The following is a 17,538-nucleotide window of genomic DNA, read 5'->3' on the forward strand; positions in this document are numbered from 1 at the left end:
TTTTGATGCTCCCGTCCCTTCATGTCGCCGAAAGCGGTGCTGGCTCGAAGACGATCATCTTCCTGCACGGCTTCGGCGCTTGCCATTCCATCTGGCGCGACGTGATTGCGCAATTTATGCCCGGCGTGAGAGCATTGGCCTACGATCTGCCCGGCCACGGAAACTCCCTGAAGCGTCGCGAAGAGGGGGGCGCCAAGCAGGCCGCACGGGCCATCCTCGCGGATCTGGCCGCTCGCCGGCTGGGCAAGGTCCACCTCGTTGGCCACTCCATGGGCGGCGCGATCGCAACGTTGATGGCGCTCGCCGACCCTGAAAGCGTTGCCTCGCTGACCTTGCTGGCGCCCGGCGGCTTCGGCCCCGAGATCAACGGTCCGCTGCTGCGCCGTTACGCTGCCGCGGACGACAGGGGCGAGATCCGGGCTTGTCTGGCCGCCATGTCGGGCCCGGGGAGCGTTCCTCCTGAACACGTGGTGGAGGCGCTGTTCCGCATGCGTGGACGGCCGGGCCAGTTGCAGACCCTTGTCGACATGGCGGCCGTGATGACCAAGGATGACCGGCAAGGCGTCATTCCGAGCGAACGGCTGGAAACCTTGAGCATGCCGGTAATGGTGGTTTGGGGAACGGACGATCCCGTCCTGCCCGTCGCCCAGGCCGAAGGCTTGCCGCCGCATTTCCACCTGCACCACGTGCTGGAGGCCGGCCACATGCTGGTCGAGGAGGCGCCTGACCTCGTTGCAGAGGCCGTGCGCCGCAACACGCGCCGCCGCGGCAGAAGCCAGCGGCCGGTACGCGGCGCGGCGGCGAGTTGAGCCCATCTCGCAGTGCATTTTGCCGGCGACTGTGTTAACTCGCTGTTTACCAACAGCGAGGCAGCCGCCATGAAGGATGCAGGCGACAAAATCACCGAGATCGAGCCGTCGCGGAAGCTCGCGGACGCGATCCGCGACGTCAAGAATGCCTTCGCCGACCGCGACGATGTGGTGGTCGACATGCGCGAGGCGCACCGCATGCGGCTCGAACTGCTGGCGACGGAGCTTGCGCCGGTCTTTGCCGGTGTTCCCACCGACATCGACAATTTCGACTTCGCCGTCTCCTCCGGCCTGCAGCCGCGGCTGTGGATCGATGCCGTCAGCCATGTCGCCATGGGACGGGATCGCCGCACCTTCCGCTTCCTCAAGGACACGCGCATCGGTCGCGTGGTGCTGGCCGAATCGACCGATATGAAGCCCGTCGCCGATGCCGTGACGCGATACGTGGCCGAGCGTGTCGTCGAGCGGCAGCGGATGATGGAAGGCGCGGTCGAGAGCGCCGCGCCTGGCCTACATCGCGCCGAGGTCCAGGAAGCCGAGCCGCCCTTGCAATCGACGACGCGCCGCAACGGCTGGACGACCTTCTTCGCCGGCCTCGGCTTGATCGCCGCCGGCGCCCTGGTGGGACTTGCCGTGTCGCTCGTGCTGTTCTGGGACCGTATCGTCCAGATGAAGATCAGCTTCTGACGACGAGCTCCCGAACCACGGGCATGTCGGCGCCGAGCTCGATGACCTGAATATCCGACGGCGGCAAGGCGGGTCCGGCCAGGCCGCGCCGCGTCAGGCGGATCTGCCAGCCGCCCTTTTCGCCGCTGATGTCGAACAGATTGTATTGAGCGGCCGGATGCTTGCCACCCGGCGCCTGGCCGGCGGCGGCCACGCCGACCACCGGCACCTTGGCGCCGCGCAGGCCGATGGTGAACAGGGACGGCAGGTGCGAGTGGCCGTGCAGCACAAGCTCGGCGCCATGCCGGCGAATGACCTTGTGGAAGCGCGCGATGCCGAACAGCCGCTTGTGCTGCGAGACCGCGCCGCGCACCGGCGGATGATGGATCATGATGGCGCGAAACAGCCCCTGCCTGGCCGTGGCGTCGAGGATCTTGCCGAGCCGCTCTGCCTGCCCCTCCATGAAGAAACCGTTGGCCATGAAGGGCGCCGTGGCCCGCGCCGTCGTGACGCCGATCAGCGCAACGTTGCCCCGCACCCGCAGATAGGGAAAGGAATTGCGGTCGACCGGACTGTTGACTCCGTCGCCCGTCATCCACGGCGCCCATGACCGGCAGACCTTGTCGAAGGCGCCCGGCACATAGGCGTCGTGATTGCCCGGCACCACGGACACGTCGTCCGGAGAGCCAAGCGTCTCCAGCCAGTGCTTCGCCATCTCGATCTCGCCGTCGAGCGCCAGGTTGACGAGATCGCCGGTGACGGCGAGGTGGTCGGGGGCGCTGGCCTTGATATTGGCGACGATCGTGTCGATGACCGCGTCGTGCATGTGGCGGCGCCGGTTGCGCTGCCAGTTGACGTAACCCAGCACGCGCTTGGACGCGAGATCGCGATAGGTTACATCGGGCAGCGGCCCCAGATGGACATCGGAAATATGCGCGAGCCTCAGCATAGCCCCTTCTTAAGCGACCCGCTCCGGGCTTTCTACTCAAGGTTTTCAGTCCGCTTGCGGTTTCGTGGATGACCGGCGCCACCGACCCGGAACAGGCGTTCCGTCAGACCGGCTGGGCCGGACTGCGGGCGAGGCTGTTCCATCTCTACTTCCTGCTGCGGCGCCCGATGACGCTTGGCGTGCGTGGCCTTGTCTACGACCGCGCCTCCAACGCCGTCTTCCTCATCCGCCACACCTATGTGCCGGGCTGGCAATTGCCTGGCGGCGGCGTCGAGGTGGGCGAGACGCTCGTCGAGGCGCTGGCGCGCGAACTGGCCGAGGAAGGCAACATCGCGCTGACCGCTCCGCCGGTGCTGAAATCGATGCATTTCAACCGCCGCTCCAGCAGCCGCGACCATGTCGGCCTCTATCTGATCGAAACCTTCAGCCAGACGGCACCGAAGCTGCCCGACCATGAGATCGCAGAGGCCGCCTTCTTCCCGATCGACCGTCTGCCGGAAGATGCGACGCCGGCGACGCGAAGGCGAATTGCCGAAATTTTCGGCGGCGAGCAGGCCTCGGCCTACTGGTAGGTCACGCCGCCTTCCTGAACCGCCCGCGATCGTGTGGCGCGGCGTAGTCCAGCTCAGGCCCGACCGGGATTATGCCCGTCGGATTGATCGATTTGTGGCTGCCGTAATAGTGCGACTTGATGTGATGCAGGTTGACCGTTCCTGAGACGCCGGGCACCTGGTAGAGGTCGCGCAGATAGTTCGACAGGTTCGGATAGTCGGCGATGCGGCGCAGGTTGCATTTGAAGTGGCCGACATAGACCGGATCGAAACGCGCCAGCGTAGTGAACAGCCGCCAGTCCGCTTCAGTGATGCGCTCGCCGACCAGATAGCGCTGCTTCGACAGCCGCTCCTCGATCGTGTCGAGCGCGGCGAACAGTTCGCCGAACGCCTCCTCATAGGCTTCCTGCGTGGTGGCGAAGCCGGTGCGGTAGACGCCGTTATTGATCGCCGGGTAGACGAGCGCGTTGATCTTGTCGATCTCCGTCCGCAGTGCCGGCGGGTAGAAGTCGAGGCTCGCATCGCCCCATTCGTCGAAGGCGGAGTTGAGCATCCGGATGATTTCGGACGACTCGTTGTTGACGATGGTCTCCTGCTTTTTGTCCCACAGCACCGGCACAGTCACCCGGCCCGAATAGGCCGGATCTGCCTTTGCATAGATCTGATGCAGGAAATCGAGGCCGTAGAGCGTGTCGCCGGTAGCGCCATCCTCCGCCCTGAAGGTCCAGCCGTTCTCACCCATGAAATGGTGCACCACGGACACGGAGATGATGTCTTCAAGCTTCTTCAGAACGCGGAAGATCAAAGTCCGGTGCGCCCAGGGGCAGGCGAGCGAGACGTAAAGGTGATAGCGGCCGGGCTCCGCCCTGAAGCCGCGTTTGTGTCCTTCCGCCGGCGCCCCGTCGCGCGTCACCCAGTTGCGCCATTGCGCTTCGGCCCGCACGAACCTACCGCTGCTGTCGGCAACGATCGAGCGGTCCTGCCACTTGCCGTCAATCAGCAATCCCATACGAAATCTCCCAGCGAGTCGAACAAATATTTAGGCGTCTGGCCGGAATGTCGAAGCCCCCAGGCGCTGAACAGTTCGTCAAACGACGAACCAGTTCGTCAAACGGCGGGGTCAGCCGGCGGAAAGAAAGGTGACAAGCGCCGATTGCAGCGGGGAAAAATTGATGCTAGCGGAGGCGCCCATGTTCGACTTTGCCTCGATCCGGTTCGACCGACGACGAAAGGGCGCCCGCGCTTGATGAAGCGCTGACTGGCGAACGCTGCCGCTTGCAGCAAACCTTTCCTCGCATACCGGAACGCAAAGACCATGAGCCTTGCCGACGTGAAATACCTGCCGGAAGCCCCGGCGCACGATGCTGAAATCGAAGCCATCAACGACGAGGCCTTCGGGCCCGGCCGTTTCGTGCTTGCCGCCTACAAGATCCGCGAATCCGGCGGACATGACCGCTCGATGTCCTTTGTCGCCGTCAAGGACGACACGGTTATCGCCTCGGTGCGCATGACGCGTGTGGCGGCCGGCGCCGGACGCGCCATGATGCTCGGCCCGCTTGCGGTGCGGCCCGCCTTCAAGAATCTCGGCATCGGCCGCCGGCTGGTCGCGATCGCGCTCGAGGCCGCCGCGAAGGCTGGCGCGCCGGCCGTCATGCTGGTCGGCGACGAGCCCTACTACGGGCCGCTCGGCTTCAAGCGCTTCCCGCGTGGCCAGATAACCATGCCCCGCCCGGTCGATCTCGACCGGCTCCTCCACCACGAAATCAGGCCGGGCGCGGTGGCCCGGTTCGTCGGCGAGGTCTGCCATGCGGATACGGCGCGGGTTGCCGACCTGGCTCCGGCCGTTGCCCGCGCTTCGGCCAATCCGCAGTCATCGATCGATCCGGTCATCCAGGTTGCGCCGCAGCAGCGCGCTTCGTAGCATGACCCGAAATCCTGGGAGGATGCCGGCATGAACCCGAATGGCCAGATCGCGATCGTCACCGGCGGCGGCTCCGGCCTCGGCGAAGCGACGGCGCGCGTCCTCACCGCCAGGGGCGCCAAGGTTGCGATACTCGATGTAGGCATTGAGCGAGCGGCGAAGGTTGCGGCCGATATCGGCGGCATCGCGGTTCAATGCGATGTCAGCAGCGGCGACAGCGGCATGACCGCCATTGCCGAGGTGGCGGCGAAGCTCGGCGAGCCGCGCATCCTGGTCAACTGCGCCGGCATCGCCATCGGCGTGAAGACGGTCGGCAAGGACGGGCCGCACCCGCTGGACCAGTACCGCAAGGTGATCGAGATCAACCTGATCGGCACCTTCAACATGATCCGCCTCGTCGCCGACCGGGCGGCGAAACTCGACCCGCTCGCCGGCGGCGAACGCGGCGTCATCGTGAACACGGCGTCGGTCGCGGCCTATGACGGCCAGATCGGCCAGGCCGCCTATTCGGCATCCAAGGGCGGCGTCGTCGGTATGACGCTGCCGGTGGCGCGCGACCTCGCGCGCTCGGGCATTCGCGTCTGCACCATCGCTCCAGGCATCTTCAAGACGCCGATGATGGCCGGCATGCCGCAGGAGGTACAGGATTCGCTTGGCGCTTCGGTGCCCTTCCCACCCCGCCTCGGCGAACCCTCGGAATATGCCGCGCTCGCGCTCCACATCGTCGAGAACCAGATGCTGAACGGCGAGACCATCCGCCTCGACGGCGCGATCCGCATGGCGCCCAAATAAAAGGCGATGATCACGCCGCTGACAGCCGCCGACAACACGGGGCCGTTGGCTGGCCTCAGGGTGATCGAGATGGCGGGCCTCGGCCCGGTGCCGCTCGCAGCCCTGATGCTGTCGGAAATGGGTGCGGACGTCCTGCGCATCGAGCGGGCTGACGCCAGGGAGCGGCTTCTGTCCTTGCCTGACGCCTGCGACCTCGACCGCCATGGCCGCTCCAACCTCAGGCTCGACCTGAAACGCCCCGACGGCCCGGAGCTTCTGCTGCGTCTTGCGGAAAAGGCCGACGTCCTCATCGAGGGCTTTCGCCCCGGCGTCATGGAGCGACTGGGCCTCGGACCCGACGTCGTGCTCAAACGCAATCCGGCGCTGATCTATGGCCGCCTCACGGGTTTCGGCCAGGACGGGCCGCTGTCGCGCCGCGCCGGCCATGACATCACCTACCTCGCCTATGCCGGCCTGCTGCACGGCATTGGCCGGCAAGGGGCGCCGCCCGTGCCGCCGCTCAACCTCGTCGCCGATCAGGGCGGCGGCGCCATGATGCTGATTGCCGGCGTGCTGGCCGCCCTCTTCCTGCGCTCGCGCACCGGCGAGGGCCAGGTGATCGACGCTGCGATGGTGGAGGGCGCATCGATGCTCGCCGCGCCGATCCACGCCTTCATGGCGGCGGGCCTCTGGAATGACCGGCGCGGCGAAAACCTGCTCGACTCAGGAGCGCCTTTCTACGACACTTATGAGACGTCGGACGGCCGGCACGTCGCCATCGGCTGCCTCGAGCCGCAGTTCTTTGCCGAATTCGCCAGACTGCTGCCGCTCGACCGGCGTTTTGTCGGCAGCCAGTGTGACAAGGCATCGTGGCCCGAGATGCGCGCCGCCATTGCCGCGAGGATCAGTGAGAAGACGCGCGACGAGTGGGCCGATATCTTTGGCCCGACCGACGCCTGCGTCGCCCCCGTCCTGTCGCTGACCGAGGCCAGGGATCATCCGCAGAGCCGCGCCCGGCAAAGTTTTGCCAGATCGGGCGAGCTCGAACGCCCGGCGCCGGCGCCGCGCTTCTCGAAGGCCGCGCCGACGCTTGCCGCGGCGCCGACGGACGCCGACCGCCGGCCTTCTGATGTGCTGGCACGCTTCGGCATCGACGAAAGTGAAATCGAAGCCCTTGTCAGATCAGGCCTGTTTGGCCAATAAACCGGAGAACAGAAATCAACTTATCGCGGTGAGCGCTGTGACCGAGACCAGGAAGGATGTCATCCGCGAGACCGACGCCGAGGCCGTAAGGCTGGCGAAGACTCTGGTCCGCTCGGCCCGCTTCGGCGCGCTGGCGGTGATCGAGCCCGGCACCGGCGCGCCGCTGGCAAGCCGGGTCGGCGTGGCGACCGACATCGACGGAGCCCCGCTGATCCTGGTCTCGATGCTGTCCGCCCATACCGGCGCGCTCCTCGCCGATGCGCGCTGTTCGTTGCTCGTCGGCGAACCCGGCAAGGGCGATCCGCTCGCGCACCCGCGCATCACGCTTATATGCCGGGCGCTGCCGTTGGAGCGTGGATCGGCCGATCACGCCCGCGCCGAACGGCGCTATCTCAACCGCAACCCGAAGGCGAAGCTCTATGCCGGGCTTGGCGATTTCTCGATATTCCGGCTCGAGCCTGAACGCGCCAGCCTGAATGGCGGCTTCGGCAAGGCCTATCTTCTGGATCGCGCCGACCTGATCACCGTCGGGTCGATCGTCGAGGAGCTCGCGGCCAGTGAGCAATCGGCGCTGGACCACATGAACGCCGACCATCGCGATGCGCTTTGCCTCTATGCGCACCATTTCGGCCGGGTCGAAGGCGATGGCTGGATCGCCACGGGCTTCGATGCCGACGGCATGGACCTGGCTTCCGCGGACGCCACCTGCAGGGTCTTCTTCCCGCGGCCTTTGGGCGCCGCCCGCGAGTTGCGGTCCGTGCTGGTCGAGATGGCAAAGACCGGACGCGCCACCGGCCAGGCACAGTAGCGAAAGTTAATCGCCCCAGATCGAAAGCAACTCTTGAGATTTAGATAAAATGATCTACCTTTTGTTGCAGCGCTGATTCAGCGGCGCTTCCTGACCTGAACATCGTGGAAATCAGCCACCATTGCCCCCATGGCGGCTGGATGAGCCAGAAAACATGGGGGATCTATGATCTCGAGCAAGCTAGTCGCCAACGCCGAATCGGCTGCCGCGTTTCTGACGCTCATGGGCAATGAAAAGCGGCTGTTGATCGTCAGCTATCTGATCGACGGCGAAATGTCGGTCGGTGCCATCGCCGAAAAAGTCCAGTTGAGCCAGTCCGCTCTGTCGCAGCATCTGGCCAAGCTGAGAGCGCTCGATATCGTCGAGACGCGTCGCGATCGCCAGATGATCTATTATTCCTGCAAGTCCGACGCGGTGCGCGAGCTGCTTCGCATGCTGGAAGGCATTTTCGGCGACGGCGACCTGTCCCAGATGGCTTACAGGATGCGTCGCGCCGGGACTTGACCCGCGCTCTCCAAAGCCCCTTACCTCGCTGACAATTTGCCGGCGAGATTTCCATGAACCTCATCCCCATCGACGACCCGCAGGATGCGCGTGTCGCCGCCTATCTCGACATCCGCGAGCGCGATCTCGTTGGCCGCCACGGGCGCTTCGTCGCGGAAGGCAAGGTGGTGCTGGATCTTCTGTTGTCGGCTGGACGCTTCGCCGCGGAATCGGCCCTCATTCTGGAAAACAGGCTGGCCGGCCTCGAAGGCGTCTTGCGCAAAGCGCCAGCCGGCTTTCCTGTCTATGTCGCTAGCAGCGAAGTCGTAGACCGGATCGCCGGCTTCCATATGCATCGCGGCGTATTGGCGATCGGCGTTCGGGGCTCCCCTCGGTCGGCGGAGGTGCTGCTCGAAACCTTGCCCGCGAGCGCGCTGGTCGTGGTTCTGGTCGGCATATCCAATCACGACAATATGGGCTCGATCTTCCGCAACGCCGCGGCCTTTGGCGCGGACGCCGTGCTTCTCGATCCCACCTGCTGCGATCCGCTTTACCGCAAGGCGATCCGCGTTTCGGTCGGCGCGGCGTTGAAGGTTCCCTTCGGCTCCTTCGGTGACGCCCCGAGCTTGACCGCAACGCTTGACCGGCTGGGCTTCAGCCAACTTGCGCTCTCGCCGCGCGGCGAGACCGACATCCGCGCCGCTCAAAGAACGTCTCGGCTAGCGCTCTATCTTGGCACTGAAGGCGAAGGCTTGCCCGAAGCCTTGCTCAAGCGTTTGCGGACCGTGCGGATCGGCATGGCAGAGGGTTTCGACAGCCTGAACGTTGCCGCCGCCTCGGCCATCGCCCTGCATCATTTCTCGAAACGATAGCCGCCCGACAACCGGCGGGCGCTTGCCGGGCGGCTGCCGGCACTGGGATCAGTTGGTCGAACTGGCCTTCTGCAAGGCCCTGACACGGTCCGCGAGGCTGGTGCCGCGCTCGCCGACATCCTGCCGCCCGTCGCGAGGGGTCGCCAGGGCCTTGGCGATCGGCGAATCCGGCCCGTCCAGCCTCATCGTCAGATTGACGACCTCGGCCGCCAGTTCGTTCATTTGTTCGCGAAGCGCCGCGCCGGCGCGCCGTGCATCGCCTGCCTGTTCGGGCTTTGCCGTTTCGACTGCGGCAAGATCGGTCTTGAGCCGCTTGTTCTCCCGCGCAAGCGCCGTCAGCCTCTCCTCCAGCCGCTCGCGATCGCCTTCGAGCTTGGCGATGGCCTTGTCGATGCCACCGCCTTCGTCGGCCTGGCGCGCTCCGCCATTTGCCGCATGATCCTGTTTTGGGCGTTCACGCATCCGGGCCAGCTCCTTCTCGCGTCTGTCGAGCTTTTCCTCGCGATCGGCAAGGGTCGCAAGCAGCCGCTCGACCTGCTTGTCCAGCTCGGTTGCCCGCTTCTTCTCCGCCTTGAGCGTGTCTCTGGCGGCTTTGCTTTCCGCGGCGAGTTCCTGATTGCGGCGGTCCGCTTCCTTGCGCTGGCTGCGCAGCACCGCAATGTCGTTAGCGAGCTTGTCCAGCTCCGATTCGCGGGCCACGAGCTCGATCTGGCGGTTCGAGGAAGAGAAGCTGGCATCGTCATACATCTGCTCCAGCTTTTGCAGGTCCAGCGCGCGCTTCTCCAGGGAGCGCTCCGTCTGCGCCAGCTTTTCCGACAACTTGCGCAGTTCTTCCTCGCGCTGCCTGAGCTCCGCGTTCTTGGTTTGCAGATCGGAAAGCGCCTGGTTTTTGTCCTTCTTCTCGACCGCCAGTCCCTTCAGGGCCTCCTGGCCGCGGCCGATCTCGACCATCTGCTCGGCCACCTTCTCCTTGAGGCCCTTGATGTTCATCTCGAGCCGGCGCGTGTTCATGGCGAACTCGGCGCGGACCCGATCCTTCTCGGCCAGGATCTCGGCAGGCGTCAGCGGCATCGAGGCCTCAAGGCGCCTGCGCGTCAGGACGACGGCCCGCCGCCAGACGGCCGGCGCGATCAGCGACACCAGAAAGACGGCGCAGAGGAAGCCGAGTGCGAAGAACAGGATCGACTGGACCACGGTGGATTATTCCGTATGCGAGGCGGCAACCCGCCAATGCCCGACTGTGCCACCTTGGCATGGCGGAAATCCAGCGCCGCGGCAAGAGCATGCCGCGGCGCGATCGGTCTTATCCGGGCGGTTGTGGCAATCCTGTCCGATCAGAACGGATTCCAGGTCGCCCGTTCCGTAAGCTTCAGATAGCCGAGATTGACGCCGAGCCGGGCGCCGACGCCGGTGCGGATCGGAACGATGAGCACCCTGTTGCTCTGCAGCACGTTGAAGCCGACGCCCGCCACGACATAGGCGGAGCCGGCGACGCCGCCGAAGCGGTTGTAGAGGCTGCTGATGTCGTCGAGATTGTAGACCAGCATCATCACGCGCGAGCCCTCACCGCCGAAATCCCAGCCGAGCGACGGGCCTTGCCAGAACACCTTATGGTCGCCGGCGTTCTTGGTGTAGAGTGTGCCCTCGCCGTAGGTCAGGCCGCCGATCAGCGCGCCGGATCCTTCCTCGCCGAGCAGATAGCCGTTGGGCAGGCCGTAGGACGCAAAGATCTTCTCGACCACGGTGGCGAGACCGCCGGACGTAGCGCCGAAGAACTTGTGGCCGGAATCGATGATCTCCTGCGCGGTGTATTCCTGAGCCCGCGACGCGGAGGTTGAGAAGATGACAGCACCCATGAGGGCGATCGTCATGGTCAGGACGCGGACGAATGTCCGGTCATAGAATCGGGAAAACATGCTTCCAATCTCCGTCAGGGAGCACTTTCGCCGACGCCTCGTACCCCTACGGCTCTTGGCGGCCGTTTCGAGATGACTATCACGGGCAAACTATGCCGTAATCCTTTTTCAACCATTAAGCTGGCGCAGGAAGATGGCGGTTCGAAGGCTGGCGGCCCGACATGGCCTCCATCAGCCTCGTTTTCCCGGCATGAACGCGCCATTTTCGCCGTCCGAGGCGCGGATTTGTTGATGCACGGGCAGGCGCTGTGTATTCAGAAGGCCTTGGAAAAGAGCGTGATTCGCGTGGCGGGCGCGAAAAGGCTCGGCCATGAATATGTGAACCAGCAGGGATTTCTCCGATGGCCGAGCTCTTCACCCTCTCCGCCCCCGATCTGGCTGCGCTTCTGTGCAGCCGCGTGTGCCATGACATCATTTCGCCAGTCGGCGCCATAAACAACGGCCTCGAGTTGCTCGACGAAGGCGGCGCCGACGAAGACGCCATGAAACTGATTCGCCAGAGCGCCAGGAACGCCTCGGCGCGACTGCAGTTTGCCCGCATCGCCTTCGGCGCCGCCGGCTCGGCCGGCATGATGATCGACACCGGCGACGCCGAGGCCGTGGCCATCGCTTTCTTGAAGAACGAGAAGCCGGAGCTGGTCTGGAACGGTGCCCGCGCGCTGCTGCCCAAGAACAAGGTCAAGCTGCTGCTCAATCTCATTCTCGTAGCCAATGCGGCCATACCACGCGGCGGCAACCTGGTGGTCACGCTGGAAAGCCTCGAGACCGAGCCGCGTTTTTCGCTGTCGGCCAGAGGTCCGATGCTGCGCGTGCCGCCGAAATTCCTCGAGCTGCATTCCGGCCACAAGCCCGAGGAGCCGATCGACGCCCATTCGGTCCAGCCCTACTACACGCTGCTTCTGGCGCGCGAAGCCAACATGACGATCTCGATCCATGCGACCGCCGACGAGATCGTGTTGTCGGCGGTCTAATGCATGTCTCGCAAAAGTGTGCAGCGGTTTTGCGAGAACGACATGCATAAAAACAAAGACCTAAAGCGCGTCGCCTGAATCCGTTTCAGCGCGGCGGGCTTTCGGCAACGGCCAGGAACAGACCAAGTATTTATTTCCGCTGATGCCGTCGCTTTCGGCGCAAGCAAAGCAACGTTTGCCGTTGCTGGCGTATCGACCTTGCGGCGAAGAACCGCGCGGTGCGCCTCTTTGGAAAAACTTTACCTAACGGCTTTTCGGCTTCTTTACCAGATTGCCCTATGGTGCCCTGAGGTTACCGGAGGTTGCCGGTTCGGCAGATGGCAAAGAGGGCCCGGAAATGAAGCGCTGCCTGTTCGTGGACGATTCGAGCGTCATCAGGAAGGTTGCAAAGCGTATTCTTGGCGGCTCGGACATCGTCGTCATCGAAGCGGCCACCGGACTTGACGCCATAGAAATCTGCTCCAGCGATATGCCCGATGTCGTCGTCGTCGACGGCGGGCTGGCGGACATGCAGGCGGCGGATCTCATTCGCCGCATCCGCGGCATAGACGGCGCGGTCAAGCCACAGATCCTGGTGTCGCTGATCGAAGTCGATGTCGGCGCGATCATGCGTGCGAAACGTGCCGGCGCCCAGGGTTACCTGCTGAAGCCGTTCAATCGGGCGCAATTGCTCGAAAGCTTCCGTGTCCTGAAGATCGCCGCCTGATCTCGCGGACGGCAGAGGTTTTCGGGCATGAAAAAACCCGGCCGGAGCCGGGTTTTTGTTTGAATTTCCAAGCCTTGGCTCAGGCGCTGACGCGAATGTCTTCCGGCTCGCGCAGCACATAGCCGCGGCCCCATACCGTCTCGATATAGTTCTGGCCGCCGGACGCCGCGTCGAGCTTCTTGCGCAGCTTGCAGATGAAGACGTCGATGATCTTCAGTTCCGGCTCGTCCATGCCGCCATAGAGGTGGTTGAGGAACATCTCCTTGGTCAGCGTCGTGCCCTTGCGCAGCGAGAGCAGCTCCAGCATCTGGTATTCCTTGCCGGTCAGGTGCACACGCTGGCCGCCGACCTCGACCGTCTTGGCGTCGAGATTGACCACCAGGTCGCCGGTGGTGATGACCGACTGGGCATGGCCCTTGGAGCGGCGCACGATGGCGTGGATGCGCGCCACCAGCTCGTCCTTGTGGAAAGGCTTGGTCATATAGTCGTCGGCGCCGAAGCCGAGGCCGCGCACCTTGTCCTCGATGCCGGCCATGCCGGAGAGGATCAGGATCGGCGTCTTGACCTTGGAGAGGCGAAGCGTGCGCAGCACCTCGTAGCCCGACATGTCGGGAAGATTGAGATCGAGAAGGATGATGTCGTAGTCGTAGAGCTTGCCGAGATCGACCCCTTCTTCGCCGAGGTCGGTCGTATAGACGTTGAAGCTTTCCGATTTCAGCATCAACTCGATGCTCTGTGCGGTTGCACTGTCGTCTTCAATCAGCAGAACACGCATTTCATTCCCCTTTTCTGCTGCCGGACCCTGTCACGGCCCGTCCGGGACCCGGAGCAGTGATTGCCTGAACAGAAGGTGCCACCGACTGGTTAACAAATCCTAATTTCGTGTCGGTCACGATATCAGAATTTTTAACCCCTTTCTACACCCACTTGAATCTAATAACGAATCATAGACCCAAATCGCTCATGTGCCACATTAACAAGTCAGCCTAAGTGACTCCAGAGACTCGCAGGCCGCGCTTCCCGCCGCTGCCGGAATTTTTACCCGGCCTTAAGTCCTCGCCCGTATGATTAACAATGCCCGTAAACGAATGGTTACCGCCGGCAAAAATCTTTAGGGCTTTGTTTCCCATAGAATGGGGAAAGCCGGTGGAAACGGGCGACGCTTGGGCCATTCGAGGCCGATGGGACGATAAGCAGATATGCGTTTGCGGAGTACCGAGTCATGAAGTCACGTGAAAACCTCGTTCGACTGAAGCAGTTTCAGGTGAATGAGAAGCGGCGCCAGCTATTGCAGCTCGACATGATGATCGCCGAATTCGAACGCATGGCCGTCGAATTGGAGGCGCAGATCGTCGCCGAAGAGAAAAAAGCCGGCATCACCGACATCAATCATTTTGCCTATCCGACCTTCGCCAAGGCGGCGCGCCTGCGCCGCGACAACCTCAGGAACTCGCAGAGCGACCTTGCCCAGCAGCGAACCATGGCCGAATCATTACTCGGCGAAGCTGAAGCGGAGCTTTCCAAGGCCGAGATGCTGGAATCGCGCGACAGCAAGATCCGCGACGCGGAAGTGGGCGGTCGCAGCGCCATGATCGGCTGAGCCGAACGGGCTTTGCCGCCAACGCCGGGCCTCGCCGGCGCTGCCCTTGAAACCGCGCCGGGACGGATCCTACCCGCGCTCCCAATTCAAGGCCGAATTGCCATATCGTCGTGATGGTTCGCCGATGCCCTGGCACGGGCATCCTTGATGTCGGGCGCATGCTCTTCCGCCCAGGAGCGGATCTGGCTGAGCAACCCCGCCAGGTTCTGGCCAAGCTCGGTCAGCTCATACTCGACCCGCGGCGGGATGACCGGATAGACCTCGCGCCGGACAAGGCCGTCGCGCTCCAGCACACGCAGCGTCTGGGTCAGCATTTTCGGCGTGATGCCTTCCAGCTTGCGCGCCAGCTCGCCATTGCGCAGCCGGCCGCGCCGCAGCGCGCAAACGGTCAGGTAAACCCATTTGCTGGCCAGCATCTCGAGCACGGTATGCGATGGGCAGCTACGCCGGAACGCGTCGTAGCCGAGCGGAGCGTCGTTACTATCCATGGGGTGCGTATATATCAAAAAGGTACATACTGGACAACAGAATATTACTATCCAGATGATAGCGGCATGCCAAACAGGAGGCCTTCATGCGTGCCGTTATCCAGAATTCCGTCGGCGGACCCGACGTCCTTTTCGTCGCCGAACAGCCCGACCCCTCGCCCGAGGCCGGCGAGGTGCTGGTTCGCGTCAGGGCCGCGGGCATCAATCCTGTCGACGGCGCCGTGCGCGGCGGCTTTTACCCGCTGCTTGGCGAGCCGCCCTTCATTCTCGGCTGGGATATTTCGGGAACCGTCGAGGCGGTGGGCGCCGGCGTGACCGCCTTCAAGGCCGGCGACGAGGTGTTCGGCATGCCGCGCTTTCCCAAACAGGCCGGAGCCTATGCCGAGCTCGCGGCGGCACCAGCGGACGCGATCGCCGTCAAGCCGGCCGGCATCGACCACGCCCATGCGGCGGCGCTGCCGCTGGCCGGCCTGACCGCCTGGCAAGGCCTTGTCCGGCACGGCCGCCCGCAATCCGGCCAGCGCGCACTGATCCATGCCGGTGCCGGCGGCGTCGGCCATCTGGCGGTGCAGATCGCCAAGGCGCTGGGCGCCTATGTCGTCTCGACCGCCAGCCCGGACAAGCTCGATTTCGTTCGCTCGATCGGCGCCGACGAGGTGATCGACTACACCCGGGACGATTTCACCGGAAAAGTCCGCGATGTCGATGTGGTGCTGGATTCGATTGGCGGCGACCACGCCGACGAATCGCTGAAGACGCTGCGCGACGGTGGCGTCTTGGTGTCGCTGCTCAACGTTCATGACGCCACCAGGGCGAAGGCCAGCGCGCGCGGCGTCCGCGTCGAGCGCATCTCGGTGGTGCCCGACCGCGAGGGCCTCGTCGAGCTCGCCAAGCTGGTCGACGCCAAGAAGCTGTCGCCCCACGTGGCGAAGGCCTTCCCGCTGGATCAGGCGGGCGCCGCCCATGCCTTCCTTGCGACCCGGCCGATCGGCAAGGTCGTGCTGACGGTCTGAGCGAAGGGCGCTCCGGAAAAATGAAAGGGCGCGGAATTCCGCGCCCTTCTATCTCCGACAGTCTCAGTCTAGTGCCGGTATTGCTGAATCCGCGTCGTGCGCAGCCCGGCAAGGCCATATTCGTCGATCGATGCCTGCCAGGACAGAAATTCCTCGGTGGTGAGCTTGTAGCGCTGGCAGGCTTCTTCCAGGCTGAGCAGTCCGCCGCGGACCGCCGCGACCACTTCCGCCTTGCGCCGGATAACCCAGCGCCGTGTATTCGTCGGCGGCAGATCGGCTATCGTAAGAGGGCTGCCGTCAGGCCCGATAACATATTTGACTCTAGGTCTAACCAGATCGGTCATCGTACTCTCTACTAAAAACTCAAAGACCCAATCCCCGCCACAGTACCGCCACAGCTTTAAAAATTGCCTAAGCGAACCCTAATGACTAGGTAAGGATCGTGAACGTCGCGTTAGGTTTTTGTTCGGCATTTGAGATAACAGCGATCCCGGCCCTGATTTTGCGGGGAAAAATCGCTCTGAAGAGCCAAGCTGGCGCAGCCAGGGCGCTTGACCTATATTCCGGCCATTGGCAGCCAGCGCCACGCAGATTGAAAGAACCATGAACAGCCTCGACCTTCCCGGACGCCCAGAGAACACCCGCGTCGTCGTCGCCATGTCGGGCGGCGTCGATTCGTCGGTCGTCGCCGGCATCCTGAAGCACGAAGGCTATGATGTCGTCGGCGTCACCCTGCAGCTTTACGACCATGGCGCGGCGACGCACCGGGCAGGTTCCTGCTGCGCCGGCCAGGACATCGACGATGCCCGCCGCGTCTCCGAGACGCTCGGCATCCCACATTACGTGCTCGACTACGAGGAGCGCTTCCGCAAGGCGGTCATCGATCCCTTCGCCGAGAGCTATGTCGCCGGCGAGACGCCGATCCCGTGCGTGTCCTGCAACCAGACGGTCAAGTTCGCCGATCTTTTGGCCACCGCGCAGGATCTCGGCGCCGACGCTTTGGCCACCGGGCACTACATCCGCTCGCGCGCCAATGGCGCACACCGCGCGCTCTACCGGCCGGTCGATGCCGACCGCGACCAGAGCTATTTCCTGTTCGCCACCACGCAGGCGCAGATCGACTATCTGCGATTTCCCCTGGGCGGTCTCTCCAAGCCCAAGGTGCGGGCGATCGCCGAGGAGATGGGGCTGACGGTCGCCGCCAAGCAGGACAGCCAGGACATCTGCTTCGTGCCGCAGGGCAAGTATTCCGACATCATCGCCAAGCTGAAGCCGGCTGCCGCCAATCCGGGCGACATCGTTCATATCGACGGCCGCGTGCTCGGCCGTCACGAAGGCATCCTGCGCTACACGATCGGCCAGCGCCGCGGCATCGGCGTCGCTTCCGGCGAGCCGCTCTATGTCGTCCATCTCGACGCCGACCGGGCGCGCGTGGTGGTCGGCCCGCGCGAGGCGCTGGAGACGCACAAGATCTATCTGCGCAGCATGAACTGGCTCGGCGATGGCCCGCTCGCGGACGTCCCTGACGGCGGGATCGAGCTTTTCGCAAAGGTCCGCTCGACCAGGCCGCCGCGCCCGGCCGTGCTGCATCATCGCAACGGCGTGACCTCGGTCGAGCTGGTCGACGGCGAATCCGGCATCGCGCCCGGACAGGCCTGCGTGCTCTACTCCGACGACGGCAATGAGGCGCGTGTGTTCGGCGGCGGCTTCATCGAGCGCTCCGAGCGCGGCGCCGAAGCCGAGGCCATGCTGTCCAGGCTTGCCGAGCGGCCCGCGCACATCCCCGCCGAATAACCGGCGTCTTCGACCGA

Annotated in this window: 21 protein-coding genes; 14 read left to right on the plus strand and 7 right to left on the minus strand. The window is 64.2% G+C overall.

Annotated elements, in window-relative coordinates:
• The first annotated feature begins 5 nt into the window (after positions 1 to 5).
• Together RFN30_RS16605 and RFN30_RS16610 are read left to right on the plus strand one after the other, a co-directional pair.
• On the plus strand, positions 6 to 809 hold the full coding sequence (locus RFN30_RS16605; RefSeq protein WP_320263170.1) for an alpha/beta fold hydrolase: 804 nt from the start codon (positions 6 to 8) through the stop codon (positions 807 to 809).
• Positions 810 to 878: 69 nt separating this feature from the next.
• Complete coding sequence (locus RFN30_RS16610; protein ID WP_320263171.1) at positions 879 to 1,496, plus strand: hypothetical protein; 618 nt, start codon at positions 879 to 881, stop codon at positions 1,494 to 1,496.
• On the opposite strand, the gene RFN30_RS16615 is transcribed toward RFN30_RS16610, so the two are convergent.
• A complete protein-coding gene (locus RFN30_RS16615; RefSeq protein WP_320263172.1) occupies positions 1,486 to 2,424 on the minus strand; it encodes a metallophosphoesterase family protein in 939 nt (312 codons plus the stop codon). The genes RFN30_RS16610 and RFN30_RS16615 overlap by 11 nt on opposite strands.
• A 68-nt stretch (positions 2,425 to 2,492) precedes the next feature.
• Here RFN30_RS16615 and RFN30_RS16620 point away from each other — a divergent pair, with 68 nt between their 5' ends.
• Positions 2,493 to 2,996, plus strand: a complete 504-nt coding sequence (locus tag RFN30_RS16620) for an NUDIX domain-containing protein (protein WP_320263173.1) — start codon at positions 2,493 to 2,495, stop codon at positions 2,994 to 2,996.
• A gap of 1 nt (position 2,997) precedes the next feature.
• Here the strand turns inward: RFN30_RS16620 and RFN30_RS16625 are convergent, their stop codons facing one another.
• Positions 2,998 to 3,984, minus strand: a complete 987-nt coding sequence (locus RFN30_RS16625) for a glutathione S-transferase family protein (RefSeq protein ID WP_320263174.1) — start codon at positions 3,982 to 3,984, stop codon at positions 2,998 to 3,000.
• Between the two features lie 306 nt (positions 3,985 to 4,290).
• Between RFN30_RS16625 and RFN30_RS16630 the strand changes: the two genes are divergently transcribed.
• The 6 genes from RFN30_RS16630 to RFN30_RS16655 all read left to right on the plus strand — a co-directional run bounded on the left by RFN30_RS16630 (position 4,291) and on the right by RFN30_RS16655 (position 9,033).
• Entirely contained in the window at positions 4,291 to 4,896 is a 606-nt protein-coding gene (locus RFN30_RS16630; protein WP_320263175.1) for a GNAT family N-acetyltransferase, read from the plus strand.
• 30 nt (positions 4,897 to 4,926) lie between these two features.
• A complete protein-coding gene (locus RFN30_RS16635) occupies positions 4,927 to 5,688 on the plus strand; it encodes a 3-hydroxyacyl-CoA dehydrogenase (RefSeq protein WP_320263176.1) in 762 nt (253 codons plus the stop codon).
• Positions 5,689 to 5,694: 6 nt separating this feature from the next.
• Entirely contained in the window at positions 5,695 to 6,870 is a 1,176-nt protein-coding gene (locus RFN30_RS16640) for a CaiB/BaiF CoA transferase family protein (RefSeq protein ID WP_320263177.1), read from the plus strand.
• Positions 6,871 to 6,907: 37 nt separating this feature from the next.
• Positions 6,908 to 7,678 (plus strand): HugZ family pyridoxamine 5'-phosphate oxidase, encoded by a 771-nt coding sequence (locus tag RFN30_RS16645; RefSeq protein WP_320263178.1) that lies wholly within the window; start codon positions 6,908 to 6,910, stop codon positions 7,676 to 7,678.
• Between the two features lie 165 nt (positions 7,679 to 7,843).
• Positions 7,844 to 8,182: an ArsR/SmtB family transcription factor gene (locus tag RFN30_RS16650; protein WP_192254798.1), complete on the plus strand. Its 339-nt coding sequence runs from the start codon at positions 7,844 to 7,846 to the stop codon at positions 8,180 to 8,182.
• 53 nt (positions 8,183 to 8,235) lie between these two features.
• A complete protein-coding gene (locus RFN30_RS16655) occupies positions 8,236 to 9,033 on the plus strand; it encodes a TrmH family RNA methyltransferase (RefSeq protein WP_320263179.1) in 798 nt (265 codons plus the stop codon).
• A 48-nt stretch (positions 9,034 to 9,081) separates the two neighbouring features.
• On the opposite strand, the gene RFN30_RS16660 is transcribed toward RFN30_RS16655, so the two are convergent.
• Positions 9,082 to 10,227, minus strand: a complete 1,146-nt coding sequence (locus RFN30_RS16660; protein ID WP_320263180.1) for a coiled-coil domain-containing protein — start codon at positions 10,225 to 10,227, stop codon at positions 9,082 to 9,084.
• Between the two features lie 140 nt (positions 10,228 to 10,367).
• Positions 10,368 to 10,904, minus strand: coding sequence for a DUF1134 domain-containing protein (locus RFN30_RS16665; protein ID WP_320263441.1), 537 nt, complete (start codon positions 10,902 to 10,904; stop codon positions 10,368 to 10,370).
• Positions 10,905 to 11,290: 386 nt separating this feature from the next.
• On the opposite strand from RFN30_RS16665, the gene chpT reads away from it, so the two are divergent.
• Together chpT and RFN30_RS16675 are read left to right on the plus strand one after the other, a co-directional pair.
• Positions 11,291 to 11,920 carry a histidine phosphotransferase ChpT gene (gene chpT, locus RFN30_RS16670; protein WP_320263181.1) on the plus strand — a complete coding sequence of 210 codons (630 nt, stop codon included), beginning with the start codon at positions 11,291 to 11,293 and terminating at the stop codon, positions 11,918 to 11,920.
• A 337-nt stretch (positions 11,921 to 12,257) separates the two neighbouring features.
• Positions 12,258 to 12,626 (plus strand): response regulator, encoded by a 369-nt coding sequence (locus tag RFN30_RS16675; RefSeq protein ID WP_320263182.1) that lies wholly within the window; start codon positions 12,258 to 12,260, stop codon positions 12,624 to 12,626.
• Positions 12,627 to 12,705: 79 nt separating this feature from the next.
• Here RFN30_RS16675 and ctrA read toward each other — a convergent pair whose 3' ends face one another.
• The gene (gene ctrA, locus RFN30_RS16680) at positions 12,706 to 13,401 is read right to left on the minus strand and encodes a response regulator transcription factor CtrA (protein WP_006203583.1); all 696 of its coding nucleotides are present in this window, start codon (positions 13,399 to 13,401) and stop codon (positions 12,706 to 12,708) included.
• Positions 13,402 to 13,848: 447 nt separating this feature from the next.
• On the opposite strand from ctrA, the gene RFN30_RS16685 reads away from it, so the two are divergent.
• Entirely contained in the window at positions 13,849 to 14,226 is a 378-nt protein-coding gene (locus tag RFN30_RS16685; protein ID WP_095814752.1) for a flagellar export protein FliJ, read from the plus strand.
• Positions 14,227 to 14,312: 86 nt separating this feature from the next.
• Here the strand turns inward: RFN30_RS16685 and RFN30_RS16690 are convergent, their stop codons facing one another.
• Positions 14,313 to 14,714 (minus strand): winged helix-turn-helix transcriptional regulator, encoded by a 402-nt coding sequence (locus RFN30_RS16690; RefSeq protein WP_320263183.1) that lies wholly within the window; start codon positions 14,712 to 14,714, stop codon positions 14,313 to 14,315.
• An 86-nt stretch (positions 14,715 to 14,800) separates the two neighbouring features.
• Here RFN30_RS16690 and RFN30_RS16695 point away from each other — a divergent pair, with 86 nt between their 5' ends.
• Positions 14,801 to 15,727 (plus strand): NADP-dependent oxidoreductase, encoded by a 927-nt coding sequence (locus tag RFN30_RS16695; protein ID WP_320263184.1) that lies wholly within the window; start codon positions 14,801 to 14,803, stop codon positions 15,725 to 15,727.
• A gap of 68 nt (positions 15,728 to 15,795) precedes the next feature.
• Here RFN30_RS16695 and sciP read toward each other — a convergent pair whose 3' ends face one another.
• The gene (gene sciP / locus RFN30_RS16700) at positions 15,796 to 16,071 is read right to left on the minus strand and encodes a CtrA inhibitor SciP (protein WP_006203587.1); all 276 of its coding nucleotides are present in this window, start codon (positions 16,069 to 16,071) and stop codon (positions 15,796 to 15,798) included.
• A gap of 259 nt (positions 16,072 to 16,330) precedes the next feature.
• On the opposite strand from sciP, the gene mnmA reads away from it, so the two are divergent.
• Positions 16,331 to 17,521, plus strand: coding sequence for a tRNA 2-thiouridine(34) synthase MnmA (mnmA, locus tag RFN30_RS16705; RefSeq protein WP_320263185.1), 1,191 nt, complete (start codon positions 16,331 to 16,333; stop codon positions 17,519 to 17,521).
• Positions 17,522 to 17,538 lie beyond the last annotated feature (17 nt).

Origin of the sequence: Mesorhizobium dulcispinae, from assembly GCF_033977345.1 — a bacterium.
Classification (GTDB): domain Bacteria; phylum Pseudomonadota; class Alphaproteobacteria; order Rhizobiales; family Rhizobiaceae; genus Mesorhizobium; species Mesorhizobium dulcispinae.